Annotated in this window: 22 protein-coding genes; 10 read left to right on the top strand and 12 right to left on the bottom strand. The window is 39.9% G+C overall.

Annotated features, from left to right (window positions below; translation table 11 throughout):
- Positions 1-59 precede the first annotated feature (59 nt).
- Together hscA and ACQY4U_RS18795 are read left to right on the top strand one after the other, a co-directional pair.
- Entirely contained in the window at positions 60-1,916 is a 1,857-nt protein-coding gene (gene hscA, locus ACQY4U_RS18800) for a Fe-S protein assembly chaperone HscA (protein WP_428330997.1), read from the top strand.
- A gap of 25 nt (positions 1,917-1,941) precedes the next feature.
- Positions 1,942-2,934, top strand: a complete 993-nt coding sequence (locus tag ACQY4U_RS18795) for a hypothetical protein (protein WP_428330996.1) — start codon at positions 1,942-1,944, stop codon at positions 2,932-2,934.
- Positions 2,935-2,992: 58 nt separating this feature from the next.
- Here ACQY4U_RS18795 and ACQY4U_RS18790 read toward each other — a convergent pair whose 3' ends face one another.
- Both ACQY4U_RS18790 and ACQY4U_RS18785 read right to left on the bottom strand, forming a co-directional pair.
- Positions 2,993-3,283, bottom strand: a complete 291-nt coding sequence (locus ACQY4U_RS18790; protein WP_428330995.1) for a hypothetical protein — start codon at positions 3,281-3,283, stop codon at positions 2,993-2,995.
- A gap of 166 nt (positions 3,284-3,449) precedes the next feature.
- The gene (locus ACQY4U_RS18785) at positions 3,450-4,313 is read right to left on the bottom strand and encodes a hypothetical protein (protein WP_428330994.1); all 864 of its coding nucleotides are present in this window, start codon (positions 4,311-4,313) and stop codon (positions 3,450-3,452) included.
- Between the two features lie 193 nt (positions 4,314-4,506).
- Here ACQY4U_RS18785 and ACQY4U_RS18780 point away from each other — a divergent pair, with 193 nt between their 5' ends.
- A complete protein-coding gene (locus ACQY4U_RS18780; RefSeq protein WP_428330993.1) occupies positions 4,507-5,652 on the top strand; it encodes a tetratricopeptide repeat protein in 1,146 nt (381 codons plus the stop codon).
- On the opposite strand, the gene ACQY4U_RS18775 is transcribed toward ACQY4U_RS18780, so the two are convergent.
- The gene (locus ACQY4U_RS18775) at positions 5,649-6,233 is read right to left on the bottom strand and encodes a riboflavin synthase (RefSeq protein WP_428330992.1); all 585 of its coding nucleotides are present in this window, start codon (positions 6,231-6,233) and stop codon (positions 5,649-5,651) included. The genes ACQY4U_RS18780 and ACQY4U_RS18775 overlap by 4 nt on opposite strands.
- 132 nt (positions 6,234-6,365) lie before the next feature.
- Here ACQY4U_RS18775 and ACQY4U_RS18770 point away from each other — a divergent pair, with 132 nt between their 5' ends.
- Positions 6,366-6,755, top strand: a complete 390-nt coding sequence (locus ACQY4U_RS18770) for a hypothetical protein (protein ID WP_428330991.1) — start codon at positions 6,366-6,368, stop codon at positions 6,753-6,755.
- A 4-nt stretch (positions 6,756-6,759) separates the two neighbouring features.
- Here ACQY4U_RS18770 and ACQY4U_RS18765 read toward each other — a convergent pair whose 3' ends face one another.
- Positions 6,760-7,254 (bottom strand): SRPBCC family protein, encoded by a 495-nt coding sequence (locus ACQY4U_RS18765; RefSeq protein ID WP_428330990.1) that lies wholly within the window; start codon positions 7,252-7,254, stop codon positions 6,760-6,762.
- An 85-nt stretch (positions 7,255-7,339) separates the two neighbouring features.
- On the opposite strand from ACQY4U_RS18765, the gene ACQY4U_RS18760 reads away from it, so the two are divergent.
- Entirely contained in the window at positions 7,340-7,795 is a 456-nt protein-coding gene (locus ACQY4U_RS18760) for an NUDIX domain-containing protein (RefSeq protein ID WP_428330989.1), read from the top strand.
- Between the two features lie 2 nt (positions 7,796-7,797).
- Here ACQY4U_RS18760 and accC read toward each other — a convergent pair whose 3' ends face one another.
- Positions 7,798-9,276, bottom strand: coding sequence for an acetyl-CoA carboxylase biotin carboxylase subunit (accC, locus tag ACQY4U_RS18755; RefSeq protein WP_428330988.1), 1,479 nt, complete (start codon positions 9,274-9,276; stop codon positions 7,798-7,800).
- A 170-nt stretch (positions 9,277-9,446) separates the two neighbouring features.
- On the opposite strand from accC, the gene ACQY4U_RS18750 reads away from it, so the two are divergent.
- The gene (locus ACQY4U_RS18750) at positions 9,447-9,635 is read left to right on the top strand and encodes a hypothetical protein (protein ID WP_428330987.1); all 189 of its coding nucleotides are present in this window, start codon (positions 9,447-9,449) and stop codon (positions 9,633-9,635) included.
- Here the strand turns inward: ACQY4U_RS18750 and ACQY4U_RS18745 are convergent.
- From ACQY4U_RS18745 to ACQY4U_RS18735, 3 genes are all read right to left on the bottom strand, one after another.
- Complete coding sequence (locus ACQY4U_RS18745) at positions 9,632-10,153, bottom strand: N-acetyltransferase family protein (RefSeq protein WP_428330986.1); 522 nt, start codon at positions 10,151-10,153, stop codon at positions 9,632-9,634. The genes ACQY4U_RS18750 and ACQY4U_RS18745 overlap by 4 nt on opposite strands.
- Before the next feature lie 67 nt (positions 10,154-10,220).
- The gene (locus ACQY4U_RS18740; RefSeq protein WP_428330985.1) at positions 10,221-10,718 is read right to left on the bottom strand and encodes a c-type cytochrome; all 498 of its coding nucleotides are present in this window, start codon (positions 10,716-10,718) and stop codon (positions 10,221-10,223) included.
- A 160-nt stretch (positions 10,719-10,878) separates the two neighbouring features.
- Complete coding sequence (locus tag ACQY4U_RS18735) at positions 10,879-11,964, bottom strand: DNA topoisomerase IB (protein WP_428330984.1); 1,086 nt, start codon at positions 11,962-11,964, stop codon at positions 10,879-10,881.
- A 140-nt stretch (positions 11,965-12,104) separates the two neighbouring features.
- Here ACQY4U_RS18735 and ACQY4U_RS18730 point away from each other — a divergent pair, with 140 nt between their 5' ends.
- Positions 12,105-13,130, top strand: coding sequence for an aldo/keto reductase (locus ACQY4U_RS18730; protein ID WP_428330983.1), 1,026 nt, complete (start codon positions 12,105-12,107; stop codon positions 13,128-13,130).
- A 71-nt stretch (positions 13,131-13,201) separates the two neighbouring features.
- Here ACQY4U_RS18730 and ACQY4U_RS18725 read toward each other — a convergent pair whose 3' ends face one another.
- Positions 13,202-14,215, bottom strand: coding sequence for a threonine aldolase family protein (locus ACQY4U_RS18725; RefSeq protein ID WP_428330982.1), 1,014 nt, complete (start codon positions 14,213-14,215; stop codon positions 13,202-13,204).
- Positions 14,216-14,286: 71 nt separating this feature from the next.
- Between ACQY4U_RS18725 and ACQY4U_RS18720 the strand changes: the two genes are divergently transcribed.
- On the top strand, positions 14,287-14,958 hold the full coding sequence (locus tag ACQY4U_RS18720; RefSeq protein ID WP_428330981.1) for a hypothetical protein: 672 nt from the start codon (positions 14,287-14,289) through the stop codon (positions 14,956-14,958).
- Between the two features lie 14 nt (positions 14,959-14,972).
- Here ACQY4U_RS18720 and ACQY4U_RS18715 read toward each other — a convergent pair whose 3' ends face one another.
- Positions 14,973-16,187, bottom strand: a complete 1,215-nt coding sequence (locus ACQY4U_RS18715) for an NAD(P)/FAD-dependent oxidoreductase (RefSeq protein WP_428330980.1) — start codon at positions 16,185-16,187, stop codon at positions 14,973-14,975.
- On the opposite strand from ACQY4U_RS18715, the gene ACQY4U_RS18710 reads away from it, so the two are divergent.
- The gene (locus ACQY4U_RS18710) at positions 16,186-16,797 is read left to right on the top strand and encodes an NADH-quinone oxidoreductase subunit A (RefSeq protein WP_428330979.1); all 612 of its coding nucleotides are present in this window, start codon (positions 16,186-16,188) and stop codon (positions 16,795-16,797) included. The two genes, ACQY4U_RS18715 and ACQY4U_RS18710, sit on opposite strands and share 2 nt — an antisense overlap.
- A complete protein-coding gene (locus ACQY4U_RS18705) occupies positions 16,790-17,272 on the top strand; it encodes an NADH-quinone oxidoreductase subunit B (RefSeq protein ID WP_428330978.1) in 483 nt (160 codons plus the stop codon). Before ACQY4U_RS18710 ends, ACQY4U_RS18705 begins: the two co-directional genes overlap by 8 nt.
- Before the next feature lie 10 nt (positions 17,273-17,282).
- On the opposite strand, the gene ACQY4U_RS18700 is transcribed toward ACQY4U_RS18705, so the two are convergent.
- Both ACQY4U_RS18700 and ACQY4U_RS18695 read right to left on the bottom strand, forming a co-directional pair.
- Positions 17,283-17,693 (bottom strand): hypothetical protein, encoded by a 411-nt coding sequence (locus ACQY4U_RS18700; protein WP_428330977.1) that lies wholly within the window; start codon positions 17,691-17,693, stop codon positions 17,283-17,285.
- Positions 17,694-17,839: 146 nt separating this feature from the next.
- Entirely contained in the window at positions 17,840-18,427 is a 588-nt protein-coding gene (locus ACQY4U_RS18695) for a fasciclin domain-containing protein (protein WP_428330976.1), read from the bottom strand.
- Positions 18,428-18,630 lie beyond the last annotated feature (203 nt).

Raw genomic sequence — 18,630 nt, 5'->3', positions numbered from 1 at the left:
ATTCAATGACACAGCATCTTTTAAAACTAAGTACATTTGCGTTTTGTTAATTATACGTAATGGCTAAAGTTTCTATCAACCTGGCAACAGGTTCTATACAAAAAGAAGAGTTAATTGTAGGCATTGACCTTGGTACTACCAACTCCCTGGTGGCTTTTATCAACCCCGATAAAAACCCACAGGTAATAAACGATACAGGTAAAGGTGTTTTGGTACCGTCGGTTGTGCATTTTGGCCCATCGGGCGATATTATTGTTGGTAACGAAGCAAAGGATTATTTAACAACCGATCCGCAGAACACCGTATTTTCTGTAAAACGGTTGCTTGGCCGTTCGTACAAAGACATTGAGAACTATAAAGATTTCTTTTCTTATAAAGTTATTGATGATGATTCTGAAAGCCTTGTTAAAATTAAGGTAGGCGATAAGTTTTATACGCCGATTGAATTATCGGGCCTTATATTAAAGGAGCTTAAAGCCCGTGCAGAACATGCTTTAAAAACACCTGTTAACCGCGCGGTTATTACCGTCCCTGCCTATTTTAATGATTCGCAGCGCCAGGCAACCCGCGATGCCGGTAAGCTGGCAGGCCTTGATGTTTTACGTATTGTTAACGAGCCTACTGCCGCAAGCTTAGCCTATGGCATTGGCCTTAATCCCGAAGAAACAAAAACTATAGCAGTTTATGATTTGGGCGGCGGTACGTTTGATGTATCCATTCTGCAAATCCAAAACGGTATTTTCGAGGTGTTATCAACCAATGGTGATACTTTTTTAGGTGGCGATGATTTTGACAGCGCCATTGTTGATTACTGGATAGAGAAAAACCAGCTGAATAAAGCTGTGTTACTTGCCGACAATAAACTGGCCCAGCAACTCCGACTTAAAGCCGAAGAAGCTAAAAAAGCGTTTACCCATCAAAGCATTTTTAATGAAAAGATTGGCGAGATATGGTGCACGCTTGACAGGACCACTTTTGAGCAATTGATTTTAGCCAAAGTACAGCAAACCATTACCTGCTGCCAAAATGCGCTGAAAGATGCTAAGTTAGATGTTACCCAAATTGATGAGGTAATAATGGTTGGCGGTTCAACACGTACAGCATTGGTTAAAAAAATGGTAGCTGAATTTTTTGGCCGCCCCATACATGATGAAGTTAACCCCGATGAGGTAGTTGCCCTTGGCGCCGCCATACAAGCCGATGTTTTAGCCGGTAACCGCAGCGATATTTTGCTGCTTGATGTTACCCCCCTTTCCTTAGGTATTGAAACTATGGGTGGGTTAATGGATGTGATTATTCCTCGGAACTCAAAAGTGCCTACCAAGGCAGGGCGTCAATATACCACCTCTATTGACGGGCAGGTTAACATGAAGATTGCCGTTTACCAGGGTGAGCGCGATCTGATCAAAGAGAACCGCAAATTAGCAGAGTTTGATTTAAAAGGAATCCCCTCAATGCCTGCAGGTTTCCCTAAGGTTGATATAAACTTTTTACTGAATGCCGACGGGATATTGAAGATCCAGGCTGTTGAGCAACGATCTGGTGTGAAACAGGAAGTTGAGGTTACCCCTACCTATGGCATAACCGACGATCAGGTTGAGCAAATGCTGATGGACAGCATAACCCATGCTAAGGATGATGTTGAGCAGCGCATGCTGATTGAAGCCCGTACCGAAGGTGAGCAAATGGTTTATACTGTTGAGCGCTTTTTGCAAAAGAATAACAGCTTTATTTCTATTACTGAAATAGCAGATACACATAAATATATCGACACCTTAAAAACTTCGTTAACCAGTGGCGATAAAAACCTGATCCATAAAGCTATTGACGAGTTAAACGAATTTACCCGTCCCTTTGCCGAACGCTTAATGGACCAGGCTATAAGCCATGCCATGAAGGGTAAAAGCATTGAATAATCATTTATAAACAAACCTATCTGTCTTGAAAAACATCAAATCTGCCTTTATTTTAGTTATCAGTTTCTTTTTATTTAACAGGGCATCAGCCACAACCATCAGCTATTTAAAATTTAAGGATACCACCGTTAAAACCTTAGATACCGCTTTGTACGATTCATTAATGATAAAGCTGGCTAATGGCGACAAAACTGGCAAGTGGCCTGTTAAAAAAGCACCTTATCCTTTACCAGCTGCTATATTACCATTTAACCGTATAGTGGCTTATTATGGCAATATGTACTCCAAAAATATGGGAGTTTTAGGTCAGTATCCACCTAAAATTATGATGGCTAAGCTAAAAGCCGAAGTAAAGAACTGGGAAAAGGCAGACCCTAACACACCTGTTAAACCGGCACTGCATTATATATGTGTTACTGCACAGGCTGATGCCGGCAGCAATGGCCTGCACAATTTGCGTATGCCTTTTAAACAGATTGACAGTGTATTGCACATGGCCCAATCAATGGATGCCCTGTTGTTTTTAGATTTACAGGTTGGCTTTAGCACCGTACAAAAAGAGATCCCGCTATTGGAAAAATACCTGAAAATGCCAAACGTACACTTAGGCATTGACCCTGAATTTTCAATGAAAGAAGGCAGCATCCCGGGGAAACGGATCGGTACGTTTGATGCTGATGACATTAATTACGTAACCAAATATTTGGCGTCGTTAGTTACTAAATATAACCTGCCGCCAAAAATATTTATAGTTCACCGTTTTACTAAAAGAATGGTAACCAATTATCAAAATATAAAGCTACGCAGCGAAGTACAGTTTGTTATGGATATGGACGGCTGGGGCGGCCCTGATTTAAAGAAAGGCACTTACAAATATTTTATAGCTAATGAGCCTGTACAATTTACCGGCTTTAAGTTATTCTATAAAAACGATATTAAAAACGCTCCTAACCGCATGTTAACCATGAAAGAGATTTTAGAATTAAAACCGGCTCCTGTTTATATACAGTACCAGTAAAAAGCTTTAAGCTGTAACAAAAAAAAACTCCCCGTCTCTGGGGAGTTTTTTTTTGTTCTTAGATATTGTTAATAGCTTCCTGCTCTTTTAAAGCTGCAATATTATTTTTATTGCTGAAGGCGTCCGTCTGGTTTGCAAAATCTTCTAAGATGCTTGCAATGGTATCCAGGTTATCTGCTACTCTTTGGTGCATATCGGGCAAATCTTTTTCAAGCCTTTTATCACCTAATTCTATGTTGTCAACTTCAATTTTTGCCAGTTTTTGAATAATGGCCTGCTGACTATTTTTTAAATCTTCTAATTCATGGACAATCTTTTCCATTAATCCGAATTTCTTTAACTTATCCATATCGTTGTTATTTTGTTTATATAGATAACGTTGTTTGATCAAAATTGTTTAGAAATTTGGATTTATAAAGAATATAAACAAAAAACTTGAAGATATTGTTCCGCAAAAGTACTGCACTTCGTTTATAAGATTTTCTGCAATCCGAAAGACTAAAAATGGCATAGATTCAATATATCGTTTTTATTTTAATAATCTCATCTAAAGCTTTTTGTTTCCAACTACTATCAGATTTGAGAATACATAAGGGTAGGAATTTTTTGTATTTTTTGGGGTCATTAGGCATAACTATTATTGATTTAGCACCAATAAAATACCCGCTAATCCAAACTCCTTCTGCTTGATATTTCATGGAAAAAACAATGTTATTTTGTTTATCTATTACCTCAAACTTTTCAGGGTCATCATCCTTAATCTTTAAAACATTTGTCTTTAATATTTGCCAGTGATTATACGAAATAATACCTATAACTTCTTCCTTTTCCAAATCTTTAAATACGACTGAAACATATAATTTGCTATCCTTAACTGCTAAATTAAGGCTTGTTGTTGCACAATTACTTAAAAAAGGATCAAAAATATCTATCCCTTTTTCAAGATCAACACGGAAACAAGTAAAAATGTATCCACTAAGAGAAACAAAAACATATCCATTTTTATTAAGATCAGGCAATACTATACCTTTAACTGGACGATAATGAAGTTTAATAGATCTTGGAATATTAAAATCCGGAGTGATTTTAGATATAGAATATCTTTGATTATCCATTATCGGCGCTGGAGGAGCCTTTAATTCTCCTTTATCAAAAATTTCATTGTCCCTTTTTTCTTGTTCTGTCTGAAATAATTTAGATAAGGGATATGGGAAAAACAAATAGTATATTCCACTTAAAACAGATATGATAATTACTATACCCCAAAAACTTTTAAATGTATTTTTTATAAAAAGTAAATTTTTTGACTTAGGTGCAGCTTCTTTTTTTAACGGTGTATTACGCTTGTTCTGCTTTACTATTTTTCTACTTTTAGTCATAGGGTTTGATTGATTACACAAAATAGGTATTGTTATTAACTATTTCTTACGTTTATTTTTTGTCTTTGCTTATGTGTGGGACAAATCTTTCCTAAGTTATATTGATAATCATTAAATTATTTAAAAACTTTTTTTTCTAAACTGAAATCACCATAGATTTGGATTTATCATTTATAACTAATAATTTAGTTATATGAAATACATCTATCTACTACTATTTACACTCTGCCTTTCTACAATTGCTACGGCACAACAAACCACGAGGGTGGACGATAATTTGTTAATGGAATATTATCAGAGCCAGCGTTTTATGGAGGCTGCTGAATACCTTAAAAAGAACTTCCCCGAACCGGTTAACGATCCTAAGATACTTTCGCGACTGGCTTACTCTTCCCAAATGGCCAATAAATTGGTTGATGCCGAAGGTTATTACCAACGTGTTTATGACTTAGATACCACCAATCAAAATGCCTTGTTCAGCATGGCGGGCATTAATTCAAGACGGGGCAATTACCTTAAGGCCGAAATGTATTACAAAAGGATATTAGCTAAGGATACCACCAGCTTTGCCGTTTACACACAGCTTGCCAGCATAGCCGACCGGAAGAATGACACTACGGGTGTAATGCTTTATCTGCAAAAAGCCAACAACCTTAACCCTTTTGATATTGATGTAGCCAGCGAATTGAGCGATGCCTATGTAAGCCATGAACATTTTGAACAGGCATTAAAAGTGCTGAACAAAGCCGCCACAAACGACCCTGATAATGTGATGATATTACTGAGTATGACAAAACTTACTTACAGCCAAAAGAAATGGGCCGAAACCGTTGAAGGCTGCAACAAACTTATACAGCTTGGAACCAGTAATGGCGAGATCTTAAATAAGCTTGCCCTTGCCTATTATAATTTAAAAAAATATGCCTGCGCTGCAGAAACCTTTGCCAGCCTTAGCGGCATACAACAAAACGAATACAGCTATTATTATGCGGGGCTGTGCTATAAAGAGCTAAAAGATAATGCCCAATTAATACACTGTATGAAAATGGCCATATTTTTATCCATCTCCCCTAACGTAGCATCCTATTATGGCGAAATGGCGGGCAGCGAAGAAAACCTTACGCATTACAAAAAAGCGGTACAGGCTTATACAAAAGCCTTACAGTTTAGCGAAGATCCAACCCTATATTATCTATTGGCCAATTTATATGATACGGAGTTAAAAGATAAGGCTAATGCCATTAAATATTATAAAAAATACCTTGCGGCAAAACCCATAGCTAAACATCAAACATATATAGCCTATTCGAAAAGCAGGATTGAGCAGCTTAAAAATTAACGCTGCATTAAGCGGGCAACATATTTACCAATAATATCAAACTCCAGGTTTACTACGGCGCCTTCACGAACATTTTGAAGGTTGGTATGCTCATAAGTATAAGGGATTATAGCTACCGAAAAACTATTGGCCTTTGAGTTTACAACCGTTAAGCTGATCCCGTTTACACAGATAGATCCTTTTTCAACAGTAACGTTGCCCAATGCCGCATCATATTCAAAGGTATATTCCCAGCTGCCGTCCAGTTCATTAAACCCAGTGCAGGTGGCAGTTTGATCAACATGCCCCTGTACAATGTGGCCATCCAGCCTGGCATTCATTTGCATGCAACGTTCCAGATTAACTAAGTCGCCGATTTTAAGGTGACCAATGCTGGTTTTTTTCAACGTTTCTTCAATGGCAGTAACCGTATGTTTACCATCGGCCAAAGCAATAACGGTTAAACAAACACCGTTGTGCGCTACCGACTGATCAATCTTCAGCTCGCTTGCAATTGCTGATTCAACCGTGATGTGCAAATTACCCTGATCGTGTTTAAGCTCGGTTATTATACCTAAAGTTTCTATTATTCCTGTAAACATATAGCGTTTAAGGCGCTTAAATAAGGCGCCTTGTTAGCACAAAACTAATTAATTATATGCTGTTCATTGTCAACCCAGCGTTGTATTAACGCATATAAAATCCCTGCAGCCTAATAAATTGTATTTTTGGCCATGCCAGCATTAATATTTAATATCAATCCCGACTTGTATTTAATTTTTCTTAATAAAAAAATGGAGTTAAAGCCTTTTTTAGAAGATGTATTGCATAATGAAAAAAGCCCCCAGGATGCTGTAAAATCAAGCCTGTTAGCTTATCATTCAGGTGATGGCGGATCGCCGGAGATACATGAATTTGAGATAGCTGAATGCTTTTATAACAGCGAAAGCAATACCGGTAAGGTTAAGCTGAAGTATAAAGTTTTCTTTTTCTTCGGATGCTCGGGCATAAAACGATCTGATGATGGTACAGAAACCTGCACTTTCAAAATTGATGCAGCTGAGCATAAACTAACCTTGTTGATTACCGATCATATAATGCGCGATACGGTTGATGAATTTTAACTGGCTATTTAAAATTGCTGCTTATTTCTACCCGTTTGTTCCGCAGGTCAACGCCGCCTTCAATTGTTGATTTCAGGTTAGCCATATAAAAGGTCCACCCTATCTGGCATTGCACATACAAGTTTTTTGAGGGATCTTTTTCTTCCGGGATGTTTTCCTGTATAAGCTCCACCATAGATAGGCCGTTACGGCTATAAATATTTACACTCACGGTGCTGCCATCACTAAAGGTAAATTTTATAAAGTCGGTTCCATTTGCTTCTAATACCTGGCCCTTTTCAAAAACAGCATCATTATAGCCGTGCCAGTACCATTCGTAGGTATCTTCCTTCATAATAAACTCTTCCGGTTCGCGGGTACGCCTGGGAACGGTATAAAAATTAGCTTTCCGCAAAAACCATTTTTCAATGCCGGCAGTAGTTGCCCATGCTTCATAAAGACTTCTTATATCTGTATTATAATCGCCAGTTACTTTAAAGCTGGTCCATGTATTGTCCATCGTAGGGGAGTTTGTTTAATTGCTATCCATCCAAATTTAACTATAAAAGTTTTTTGTTTTGTTAACTTGCCTTTAAATATTAAAAATGGCTAAACAAAGCGCAGGCATATTATTATACCGCAAAATAAATAAACAGCTACAGGTATTTTTGGTACATCCGGGGGGCCCTTTTTATAAAAATAAAGACATGGGCGTATGGTCAATTCCGAAAGGCGAATTTTTGGATGATGAGGATGCTCTTACCGCTGCCAAACGCGAGTTTGAGGAAGAAACCGGCCAACCAGTTAATGGGGAGTTTATTAAGTTAGATGCTGTAACCCTAAAAAGTGGCAAAAGAATATATGCATGGGCCATTGAGGGCGATATAGATCAGGAAACCATTGTAAGCAATACATTTGAGATGGAATGGCCGCCAAAATCCAGCAAAAAACAATCCTTCCCGGAGGTTGACAGGGCTGAATGGTTTGATACGGACACTGCCAGGCTGAAAATAAATGCAGCACAGGCAGGCTTGATCAATCAGCTTATTACGCTTGTTTAATACTAATCCTTTCTGTTCTTAACCCAGTTGGAAGTTTCGGACAATGCAAGGTCGGCTTTTATTGATCGTTGTCCTCCTAAAAGCTTTTCCATCACAATAGCTGCAATTTTGGCCTCATCCTCTTTACTTTTTTGTAATGATCCGGGTTTAAAATACTTTTTAACAAAGTGGGTATCAAAGTTTCCGGAAATAAAGGCCTCATGCTGCATAACAAACTTCCCGAAACCCAAAGTGGTGGTGATCCCTGTGATCTGGTACTCGTCAATAGCGCGGATCATCCTTTCAATCGCTTCCGCCCTGTCCTTTCCATACGTTACCAACTTGGCAATCATCGGGTCGTAATAAATCGGGATCTCCATGCCTTGTTCAAAACCGTCATCAACCCTAACGCCTGGCCCTTTGGGGGTAATATAGGTTTGCAGGGTACCAATATCAGGCAAAAAATTATTATCCGGATCTTCGGCATAAACGCGCAGCTCAATTGCATGACCTTTAATTTTCAGGTCTTCCTGTTTAAAGCTGATGGCTTCGCCCCTGGCAATTTTTATCTGCTCCTTAACCAGGTCAATCTCAGTTATTAGTTCTGATACCGGGTGCTCCACCTGCAGGCGGGTATTCATTTCTAAAAAATAAAAGTTCAGGTTTTCGTCCATTATAAACTCAACCGTGCCTGCGCCGGTATAGTTAACAGACCGGGCCACATCAACCGCACATTTGCCCATTTGTGCTCTTATCTGCGGTGTTAATATAAACGATGGTGCTTCTTCAATAACCTTTTGATGGCGGCGCTGTACAGAACAATCACGCTCAAACAAGTGAACTATATTGCCATGACTATCGCCTAAAACCTGGATCTCAATATGTCTTGGCGATGAAACATAGCGCTCAATAAATACCGAGCCATCCCCAAAGGCCGAAACAGCTTCTGATACGGCCAGTTGCATTTGTTCCTCAAAATCGGTTAGGGCTTCAACTATACGCATACCCTTTCCCCCACCACCGGCTGCAGCTTTAATTAAAATAGGGAAACCTACTTCAACAGCGCGTTGCTTGGCTTCATTAATATCGGTGATAGCTTCTTCGGTACCGGGTACCATTGGAATATCATACTTTAAAGCCGCAGCCTTTGCCGAAAGCTTATTGCCCATTACCTCCATAGCCTCGGGCGATGGGCCTATCAATATCAACCCGGCCTGCCTTACCTGCCGGGCAAAAGCTGCATTTTCGCTTAAAAAACCGTAACCGGGGTGTATGGCCTCAGCACCGGTTTTGCGGCAGGCCTCAATTATTTTATCGCCCGATAAATAGGACTTGCTTGATGGCGCCTCGCCAATATGCACAGCTTCATCAGCATAACGCACATGCAGGGCGTTGCGGTCGGCATCCGAATAAACGGCAACCGTTTTAATACCCATTTCGCGTGCTGAACGCATTACACGTAAAGCTATTTCTCCCCTGTTGGCTATCAGTATTTTTTGCATAGATACTTTCAAAGTTATAAGAATTGTTAAAAAACCACGGATAGTTAACCAATAATAATTAATAGAGGAAAAAGATATGTATTAAAAATATTACATAAATATTTGCTTAGGGATTAACATATTATTTCGTGCGTACGTATACCCTGACAATTTAAACACACAGATACCAAATGGACGTAGTAGTTATTTTTATAAAGGTTTTACTTGGCCTTGCAGCCCTTTTATTTTTAGGCGTATTATTTTTTAGCTTTTTAAAATATTTGAAAAAAACTTATTTCCCAAACTGGAAATTTCCCGACTATTTCAGCGTTGGTTATGCGGAGTACCTTTACAAAAAGTACATTAAAAAAAGCGTTTAACTTTTAGGATGGTTGTTTAAAAGCAGCTCTAAAAATTTAAGATCGAGCCAGCGCCCGAACTTGAACCCTACCTGTTTAAAATGTGCTACCTCTTCAAAACCAAACGAGTGGTGTAGCCTTATACTTACCCCATTATCGGCACTTATACCTGCTATTACAGCATGTATATTATTTTCTTTTGCACAATCAATCAATGCCTGCAATAGCAGCTTACTTATTCCATGGCCGCGGTATGCCGTATCCACATAAACAGATATTTCAACCGTATACCTGTAACATGGCCATACCCTAAAATGCCCGTAGCTGCTAAAGCCAGCTATTACACCATTAACATCTGCAACGTACACCGGGAAATTATTATTTAGCCTGTCGTTATACCAATCCTGGCGCATTTGTAAAGTATGCGGCTGCTCACTGTAAACAGCGGTGGTATTTACTATAACCTCATTGTAAATAGCAAGCATAGCAGGCAGGTCGCCTTTTTGAGCATCGCGGATAATTACCTTATCATTTAACATAATGGATTTAAAGCAAAACACCTGTTAACATTATGCTAACAGGTGCTTATATTTTTTTAATAAATGTTTATTGTTTTGGTGGGGCACCAGGAGCGCCCGGGCCACCCGGACCGCCTTGACCAGGTCCACCGGGACCACCCGGTCCTCTGCGTCCTTCAGGAACTTTAACTTCCGGATGTGATTCGCCACGGTGGCAAGAATTACAATTGATACCGGATGTCATCACCATTCCTAACGAATCTTTTTTAGCCTCAAAATATTTTTGGTTGATCTTATTCATCATCTTATACATTTCGCGGGCCATTTCCTTTTCAGGTTTTGCATCGCTTGCAAAATCCATCTTTTTAGCGGCCTCGTCACGTACATGGCAAAAACTGCAGTGTACACCAAGCGAATGCGACCAATCATCCATCACTTTATCCAGTTGCCTGTCGCTAATGTGTTTAGGAAGCACCTTAAGGTTTTTAAATCCTTCCTCCTTATCCGGAGCCATTGAAGTTAGTGCTACAAACGTTACAATGGATGCTAAACCCAAAGTAGCCATGATTTTTTTATTGATCAGCATATTGTCATAATTAAGTCATCTAATGTAAAACAATAGATTGAGTGTTGCAACGAATAATACTTATTTATCGTAATTTTTTAGTTACGCTAATAGTAAGCCGTAAAACGCATTAGTTGGTGCTGTTTCAAATTACACAAAGCTTAAATAATGAATTAATTATTTAACTGGCTTCAGCTAATTTTTCATGTTCAAGTATACTGAGTAATGCTTTTTCGGCAAGATTTAACTCGGCAGAGCTAATATCTTTTTCTTCATCCAAATCTTTAATATATTTAAATATAGCACCATCCTCATAGCTTTTTATTACGGTTGGGTGTACATAGTATTTTTTGCAAACCGTACGGGTGTTACCCAGGTTAATGGCAACCTCATCTAATACGCTGATGATCTTTTTACGGCACTCGGTTAGGTTATCAAATTCCCCGGCCTGCTTAAAGGCATAAAGCGCACTAACGCTGCCAGCCCAGGTGCGGAAATCCTTCGCGGTAAAATCTTCGCCGGTAATTTCTTTTAAATAATGGTTCACATCGCCCGATCCGATGGTACAATGCTCGCCGGCTGCATTATAATATTGAAAAAGCTCTTTCCCTGGTATCTCGCGGCATTGCTTTACCAAACGGGCAAGCTTCCTGCTTTGTAATGATATTTTATGATATACCCCCTTTTTGCCTTTAAACTCGAAATTGATATTGGAGCCCTCTATTTTCACATGCCTGTTTAACAGTGTTGTGAGCCCGAATGAGCCATAAAGTTTTTTGTAGGATTCGTTCCCTACCCTAATACTGGTCAGTTCCATCAGCCTAACCACTAAGGCTACTATTTTATCATGGTCAAGATTATGCCTGCCTAAATCTTTATCAACCTGTTTGCGGATAGCAGGCAAATACGCCGCAAATGTTTGTAAACGATGATACTTTGATTGGTTACGGATCTTATTCCAATCTGCATGGTAACGGTATTGCTTACGCCCAGCTGCATCGGTACCTGTAAATTGCAGGTGCCCGTTATCAAAGGGTGAGATCCATACATTAGTGTAAGCTGGTGGGATAACCAATTTATTGAACCGCGTTACCAATTCCTTGTCCTTTACCAAAACGCCTTTGGCATCGTAAAAACTCCAGCCCTTGCCTGTTTTTTTTCGGGTATAACCGGCTGTGGCGTCTGACACGTATCTTAGCCCTACCGCTTTTGCAGTACTCTTGGGGTCGCGGCCTATCTTTTCAAGTTTGGTTAGTAATCGGTTCATTAATGATAAACAATTGCCCTTATTTTAAGTTTTATTTGTTTTGAAGATATTGTATCATTCGGCAGTTTTGGGGTTTGACCCTTTGCTGACTTATCTCAACTTATAAAAATTCAATTTTACTTTAAACAAATCATCTACTTATGAAATACAATTTTTTAGGAAACACCGGCCTGGTGGTATCCGAACTATGTTTTGGCACCATGACCTTTGGTGGAAAAGGTTATTGGGAGGCTATTGGTAAAATTCAGCAAAAGGAAGTAAACGACCTGATGAAGGTTGTTGTAGAATCGGGCATTAACTTTATTGATACCGCCAATGTATATTCATTTGGCGAATCTGAAAAGCTTTTGGGCCAGTCAATAAAAGACAATGGTTTTAATCGCAATGACCTGGTTATAGCTACCAAGGTACGTGGCCGTATGGGCGAAGGATTAAACAATGTAGGGCTTTCCCGTTATCATATCTTTCAATCTGTTGATGAGAGCCTTCAGCGTTTGCAGTTAGATCATATTGACATTTTATATGTGCATGGCGTTGACCCTAAAACACCTGTTGAAGAAATTATGCGGTCGCTTAATGATATTGTATTAACAGGCAAAGTGCGTTACATAGCCATTTGTAACTGGCCCGCATGGATGGTGATGAAAGGCATGGGCATTGCCGAAAAAAACGGCTGGAATAAGTTTGTAGGCATGCAATACTTTTACTCATTAGCCGGGCGCGATATTGAAAGGGAAATTTTGCCATTAGCTGCCGATCAAAACTTGGCCATGATGCCCTGGAGTCCTTTAGCTGGCGGCTTTTTGGGTGGCAAGTACAGCCGAAATGCTGCAAAAGCAGAAGGGTCACGCCGTGATAGTTTTGATTTCCCGCCGATTAATAAAGAGAAAACCTATGATATTATTGATGTAATAAGCGAAGTTGCCAAGCAACACAATGCATCGGTAGCCGAGATTGCATTAGCTTGGGTGCGCCAGCAAAAAGGGGTAACCAGCACTATTATTGGCGCTAAAAGTATTGACCAGTTGCATGCAAATATCAAATCGGTGGATGTTATTTTATCTGCGGATGACCTGCAAAAGATTGATGAAGTAAGCGCCCTGCCAAAAGAATACCCGGGATGGATGGTTGAAAGACAATCAGGCGACAGGGTATTGAATAAATAAGTACTAGGTCTAAAGTTCAAAACAGGCATTATGTTTAGTTAACCTTTTGAACTTTAGACCTAAACTTTTCCTCATATCGTTTTCAGCACTTTAACCACATGCTCCACCTGGTCGGCATGCACATCTAAGTGCAGCACAAAACGGATACGGTGCTTATCGGTCGACATTGCTTTAATGCCATGTTCGGCCAGTTTTTCAAGTACAGCGCTTGCCGGGGCTATCGTATCAAACAAGATAAGATTAGTTTCTACCGGTAATACTGCCGACACCCAGTCGCATTTAGCTAATTCTGCGGCTAAGATCTGTGCATGGGCATGGTCAATCTTTAATCTTTCCACATGATGATCAAGGGCATAAATACCTGCCGCAGCTAAAAAGCCTGCCTGGCGCATGCCACCGCCTAAAACCTTGCGGATACGCCTTGCATACTTAATGGTTTCTTTATCTGCCAAAAAAACAGAACCAACCGGCGCGCCTAATCCTTTGGAGAGGCATACCGAAACGCCGTTGAAATATTTGCCATAATCAACAGCCTTATCACCTGTTTGAGTAAGTGCATTAAATATGCGCGCACCATCTAAATGAAGTTTTAAGCCTTTGTCTTTACACAATTCAGCAATCGGTTTAATCTGCTCTAAGGTATAGCAACTGCCACCACCTTTATTTACCGTATTTTCAAGCACTACCAAAATGGTATGCGGGTAGTGGATATTTTCGGCATTAATTTCAGGCTCAATCATTTCGGCAGTAATAATACCGCGGTAACCATTTAACAAACGAGTTGATACCGCCGAATTAAAGGCTATCCCACCGCCTTCATAACGGTAAACATGTGCTGTTTGGTCGGCAATTAATTCATCTAAAGGCTGGGTAAAACATTTTATGGCTATCTGATTGGTCATAGTACCTGATGGGCAAAATATGCCTGCCTCCATACCAAATAGTTTAGCGGCTTTATCTTCCAGTTCATTAACCGTTTCGTCTTCGCCAAAAACATCGTCGCCAATTTTGGCTGTAAACATTGCTTCTAACATTCCGGGGGTAGGCTTGGTTACGGTATCGCTTCGTAAATCAACATTCATCATATTAAATGTGTTAAAATTGCGTTATTTGTGTTTTACTTATTATGCGCTCAATTTTAATCATTTTATTTTTTATGCTGATCATTCTATCAGCAAAATCACAAAGCAGCAAGTGGCAGGCCGGTCATTTTACTGATATAAAGGGTAATAAGGAAACTGGTTTTATCCGCGTAAATCCATCAGCCAAAGGCCCTGTAAGGGATGAGGGCTTTATTGAATTTAAGGATGGCGAAAAATCAACCCCTTTTAAATTAAGTGCCGGAGATCTGCAATCGTTTGTAATGGGTAAAGACAGCTTTGTGGTAGCCCATGCCCCTCAAAACGAGATCTGGTCGAAAAAAGAATACGACTTTGTTAAAGTAGAACTGAACGAAGACGTAAAACTCTATGTTACCAAAGTAGGCAAAGGCGGCGGTGGCCGTGGCGTAAGCTTTGAGCCCGAGGTTGGTGCGGGTTTTAGCACAGGCGGCTACGGAAGTGGCTTTGGAGGAGGGGTTGGTGCCGGGGTTGAAATACCCATTGGCGGCGGAGGCGGCGGTAGCCAAAAGATAACTTACTATTACGGTGCCAATACTGCCGAGATGCGACGACTGACCGATGCTAACTTTGAAGATATTATGACCGACATTATGGGCGATGAACCCGAAGTTGTTGACAAGATAAAAGCCAAAGTATACGTGTTAGCCAATGTTGACCGACTTGTAAACTATTTTAAGCAGGTAAAAGCAGCACATCAAGCCAACTAACTTATAGGCATCAATTAAATATTTTGAGCTATTACAAAGCCGCATGCCCAGGCCCATTGAAAGTTATAACCACCAAGCCAGCCGGTAACATCAACACATTCGCCGCCATAAAAAAGGCCGGGTATTTTTTTAACGGCTAAAGTTTTGGACGAAAGCTCGTCTGTTGATACACCGCCACGCATCACTTCGGCTTTGTCATAGCCCTTATCCCCTGCTGGTTTTACCTTAAATTCATGGATCAGCTGGCTTATATCCTCAATATCCGTTTTTGTTAACGATGCCAGGTTTTTATCAACCGGCAACTTATCGCTCAATGCTTCGGCAAATTTGCGGGTATATAAACCGGCTATATAGGCAAGCAGCATCTTTTTACCATTGGCTTCCCGCTCTTTCTGTATCAGGTCGGCAATGTTTTGATTGGGTAACAAATCGATATAAATAAACTCCCCTGCTTTCCAATAGGACGAGATCTGCAAAATAGCCGGGCCACTTAATCCCCAGTGGGTAAACAAAATATTTTCCTCAAAGCTTGCCCTGTCATTCCATACACGGCAAAAAATACTGTTGCCTGATAATTGCTCATACCAGGGCTGATCTTTCCCGGTAATGGTTAAAGGCACCAATGCAGGGGCGGTATCATTAATTTTAAGATCAAACTTTCGCGCCATGCGCAAACCAAAATCAGTAGCCCCCATTTTCGGGATAGGTAAGCCTCCGGATGCAATTACCACACTTGGGGCGTTCAATGTTTCAGTCCGTCCGTTTCTTTCTATCAAAACAGCAAAGCCATTTTCAGCCTGTTCAAGGCCCTTAACTTCGGTATTGCACCAAATTGTTTGCCCTAAATCATCACATAAGCCGGTAAAAACATTTACAATATCTTTGGCTTTATCACTCTCCGGAAACAGCTGCCCCAGGGTTTTTTCTTTCCCTGTGATGCCATAGGTTTCAAAAAAACTGATGGTGTCATCAACTGTCCATTGCGAAAGGGTGGATTTACAAAAGTGTTCATTATCAGATATAAACTGCTGTGCCGAGGTATACATATTGGTATAATTGCACCTGCCCCCACCGCTGATGAGGATCTTCGCGCCTACCTTATCATTTTTTTCGAGCACGAGCATACGCTTACCTAAAAAACCTGCTTGCACGGCACACATTAAACCACAGGCGCCACCGCCAATAATTATAGCATCAAAATCTGTTTGTTTTGTTAAATTTGTCGTCATGGATGGGGTTTCGCAAATATCAGAATTTGGAAAGATACTTATCTTCCTAATTACAGGAATAATAATGGTATGCTTTGCTTTTTTTACCAATAACTTATTGGCACCAAAAAATCCGAACCCGGAGAAGCTGACCTCTTACGAATGCGGCGAAGAACCAACCGGAAATGCATGGCTGCCTTTTAACTCCCGTTTTTATGTAATTGCCCTGATTTTTTTGCTGTTTGATGTAGAGATGGTTTTTGTTTTTCCCTGGGCTATAGTTTTTGGCAACCATGATATGAATGCCGTTGATGCGCGCTGGGGCTGGATGGCCCTTATTGAAATGTTTGTATTTTTAGGCATCCTGATAACTGGGCTGGCCTACGTTTGGGTAAAAGGCGACCTGGACTGGATAAAACCTAAAGTTACCTTACCAACTACTAATACCAATATTCCATCAACCCTGTACGATAAACTTAATACCGAACAAAGCACTTATAAAATAAGGCCGTTTACGCCTGATACTTTACCCGCTATACCTGCAACTGCCGCTGCTACAGCAAGCCCGGAGCCTGCCGCTATAAGGAAACCAATGTTTAAACCAACTTTAAAAAAGCCCGGTAATGAGTAACGATATAAGCAGCGAGAATGGTGGTGTTGTGATCACTAAAATGAACGATTTGCTTAACTGGGCGCGTTTATCATCATTATGGCCTTTAAGTTTTGGGATTGCCTGCTGTGCCATTGAATTTATGGGCGCATTTGCCTCTACTTATGATCTGGACAGATATGGCGTTTTTCCGCGTCCGTCAGCACGCCAGGCCGATGTATTGATCATTGCGGGTACGGTTACCTTTAAAATGGCCGAGCGCATTAAACGCCTGTATGAGCAAATGCCCGATCCTAAATATGTGATCTCGATGGGATCATGCTCCAACTGTGGCGGCCCTTACTGGCAGCACGGCTATCATGTAGTAAAAGGTGTTGACAGGGTGATACCTGTTGATGTTTACGTTCAGGGCTGCCCACCACGCCCTGAAGCACTGATTGGCGCTATATTAGAATTACAAAAGAAAATTGAAGGCGAGCGCTTGTTAAAAGTTTAAATCCCTTCAATTAAAAAAACATCACCTTAATTAATACCGGGATTATACACAAACCCAGTGAGTATAATACATATTTACGGTATAGCTTTCCACCTTCGGCATGGTAAGTATGGAGTATGTAATTATAAATGTCGTTATTAAAAACAATCAGGTAATTTAAAATAATAAACGGAATAATAAAGGTACACACTACCGATATAAACGAATTGATTGGCTTGGCATTAAAAATATTCACCCCGATAAACAAGGGTAAATTTCTGTTTACCAACACCTTCATCCAGTAAAAAAAAGTTAGCAGGTTAATACCCATAACGATAGACATTGGGATGAGCGTATAAAGCTTCCAGTTCCTTTTCTCCACCTTTTTTGCCTGCTCTGCCACAATAGCATCGGCCCAAACTCTGTAATATATTTTAAACATGTTTTTTTGTTATTTAGCTTTTGTTAATCAATGCTGATGCCAAATAATGATTATTGTACTTATACATCAGCGATAATTTAAAAACCCCATAAAAAAAGGCCTTGCCCGATACGGGCAAGACCAAATTTGGATTTAAAATTGATTGATTATTTAGACATTAAAACACCATTGACGCCATCAATCAGGCCATTGGTACTTGGTGTATCAAAAGAAGTTACCTCAACAACAGTTCCCTGTGCATCGGTGATAGCTAATTTTTTGTCTTTTACTGATAGTGTTAATGTTTGGCCATCAACAGTTTTTAATACTGCTGTACCTTTACCAGCTCCTAAAGCTTTTATAAGGGCTGCCTTATCGTAACGGCCCGCTATAACGTGTCCTTTTACCAAAGCAGCTAACTTAACCGGATCTTTCATCAGGCTATCAACCTTTGTTTTCGGCAAAGCGCTGAATGCACTGTTATCAGGTGCCAAAACGGTGAACGGGCCCGGGCCTTTTAAAGTTTCATCAAGATTGGCTGCTTTAATTGCAGCAACCAGTGTTGATAGATCTGCAACGTTGGCTAAAGTAGCCTGTATGTCTTTAGCAGATGTATCGGGCTTGGTTACGGCCATATTTGATGTTGTAGGTGTTGGCGTTTTTTTAGCTGTATCCTTCTGCATGGTTTGAGCGAATAAATTATTCGAGAAGAAACCAAGTGTTACTGCAGCAGCTATTAAAATTGCTTTTTTCATGTTCTGTTTATTTACGTTATTAGATAGATTTATAATAAGTACAGCTTTTGCGATAATATTTTTTCTTTATGATTAATTGATTTACCTTTTAATAACCATTGATTACACACAATGGTTTTAAAGAAATAAAAAGAGTTACTTATGCTTCTCATCCTCAACAGGATATATGGAGTATTTTTTTACCTTTTATAGATCATAAAGGA

This window comes from Mucilaginibacter sp. (genome assembly GCF_965277465.1).
GTDB lineage: Bacteria > Bacteroidota > Bacteroidia > Sphingobacteriales > Sphingobacteriaceae > Mucilaginibacter.
The sequence above is the reverse complement of the archived record's forward strand: the minus strand, read 5'-3'. Positions and strand labels throughout refer to the sequence as shown.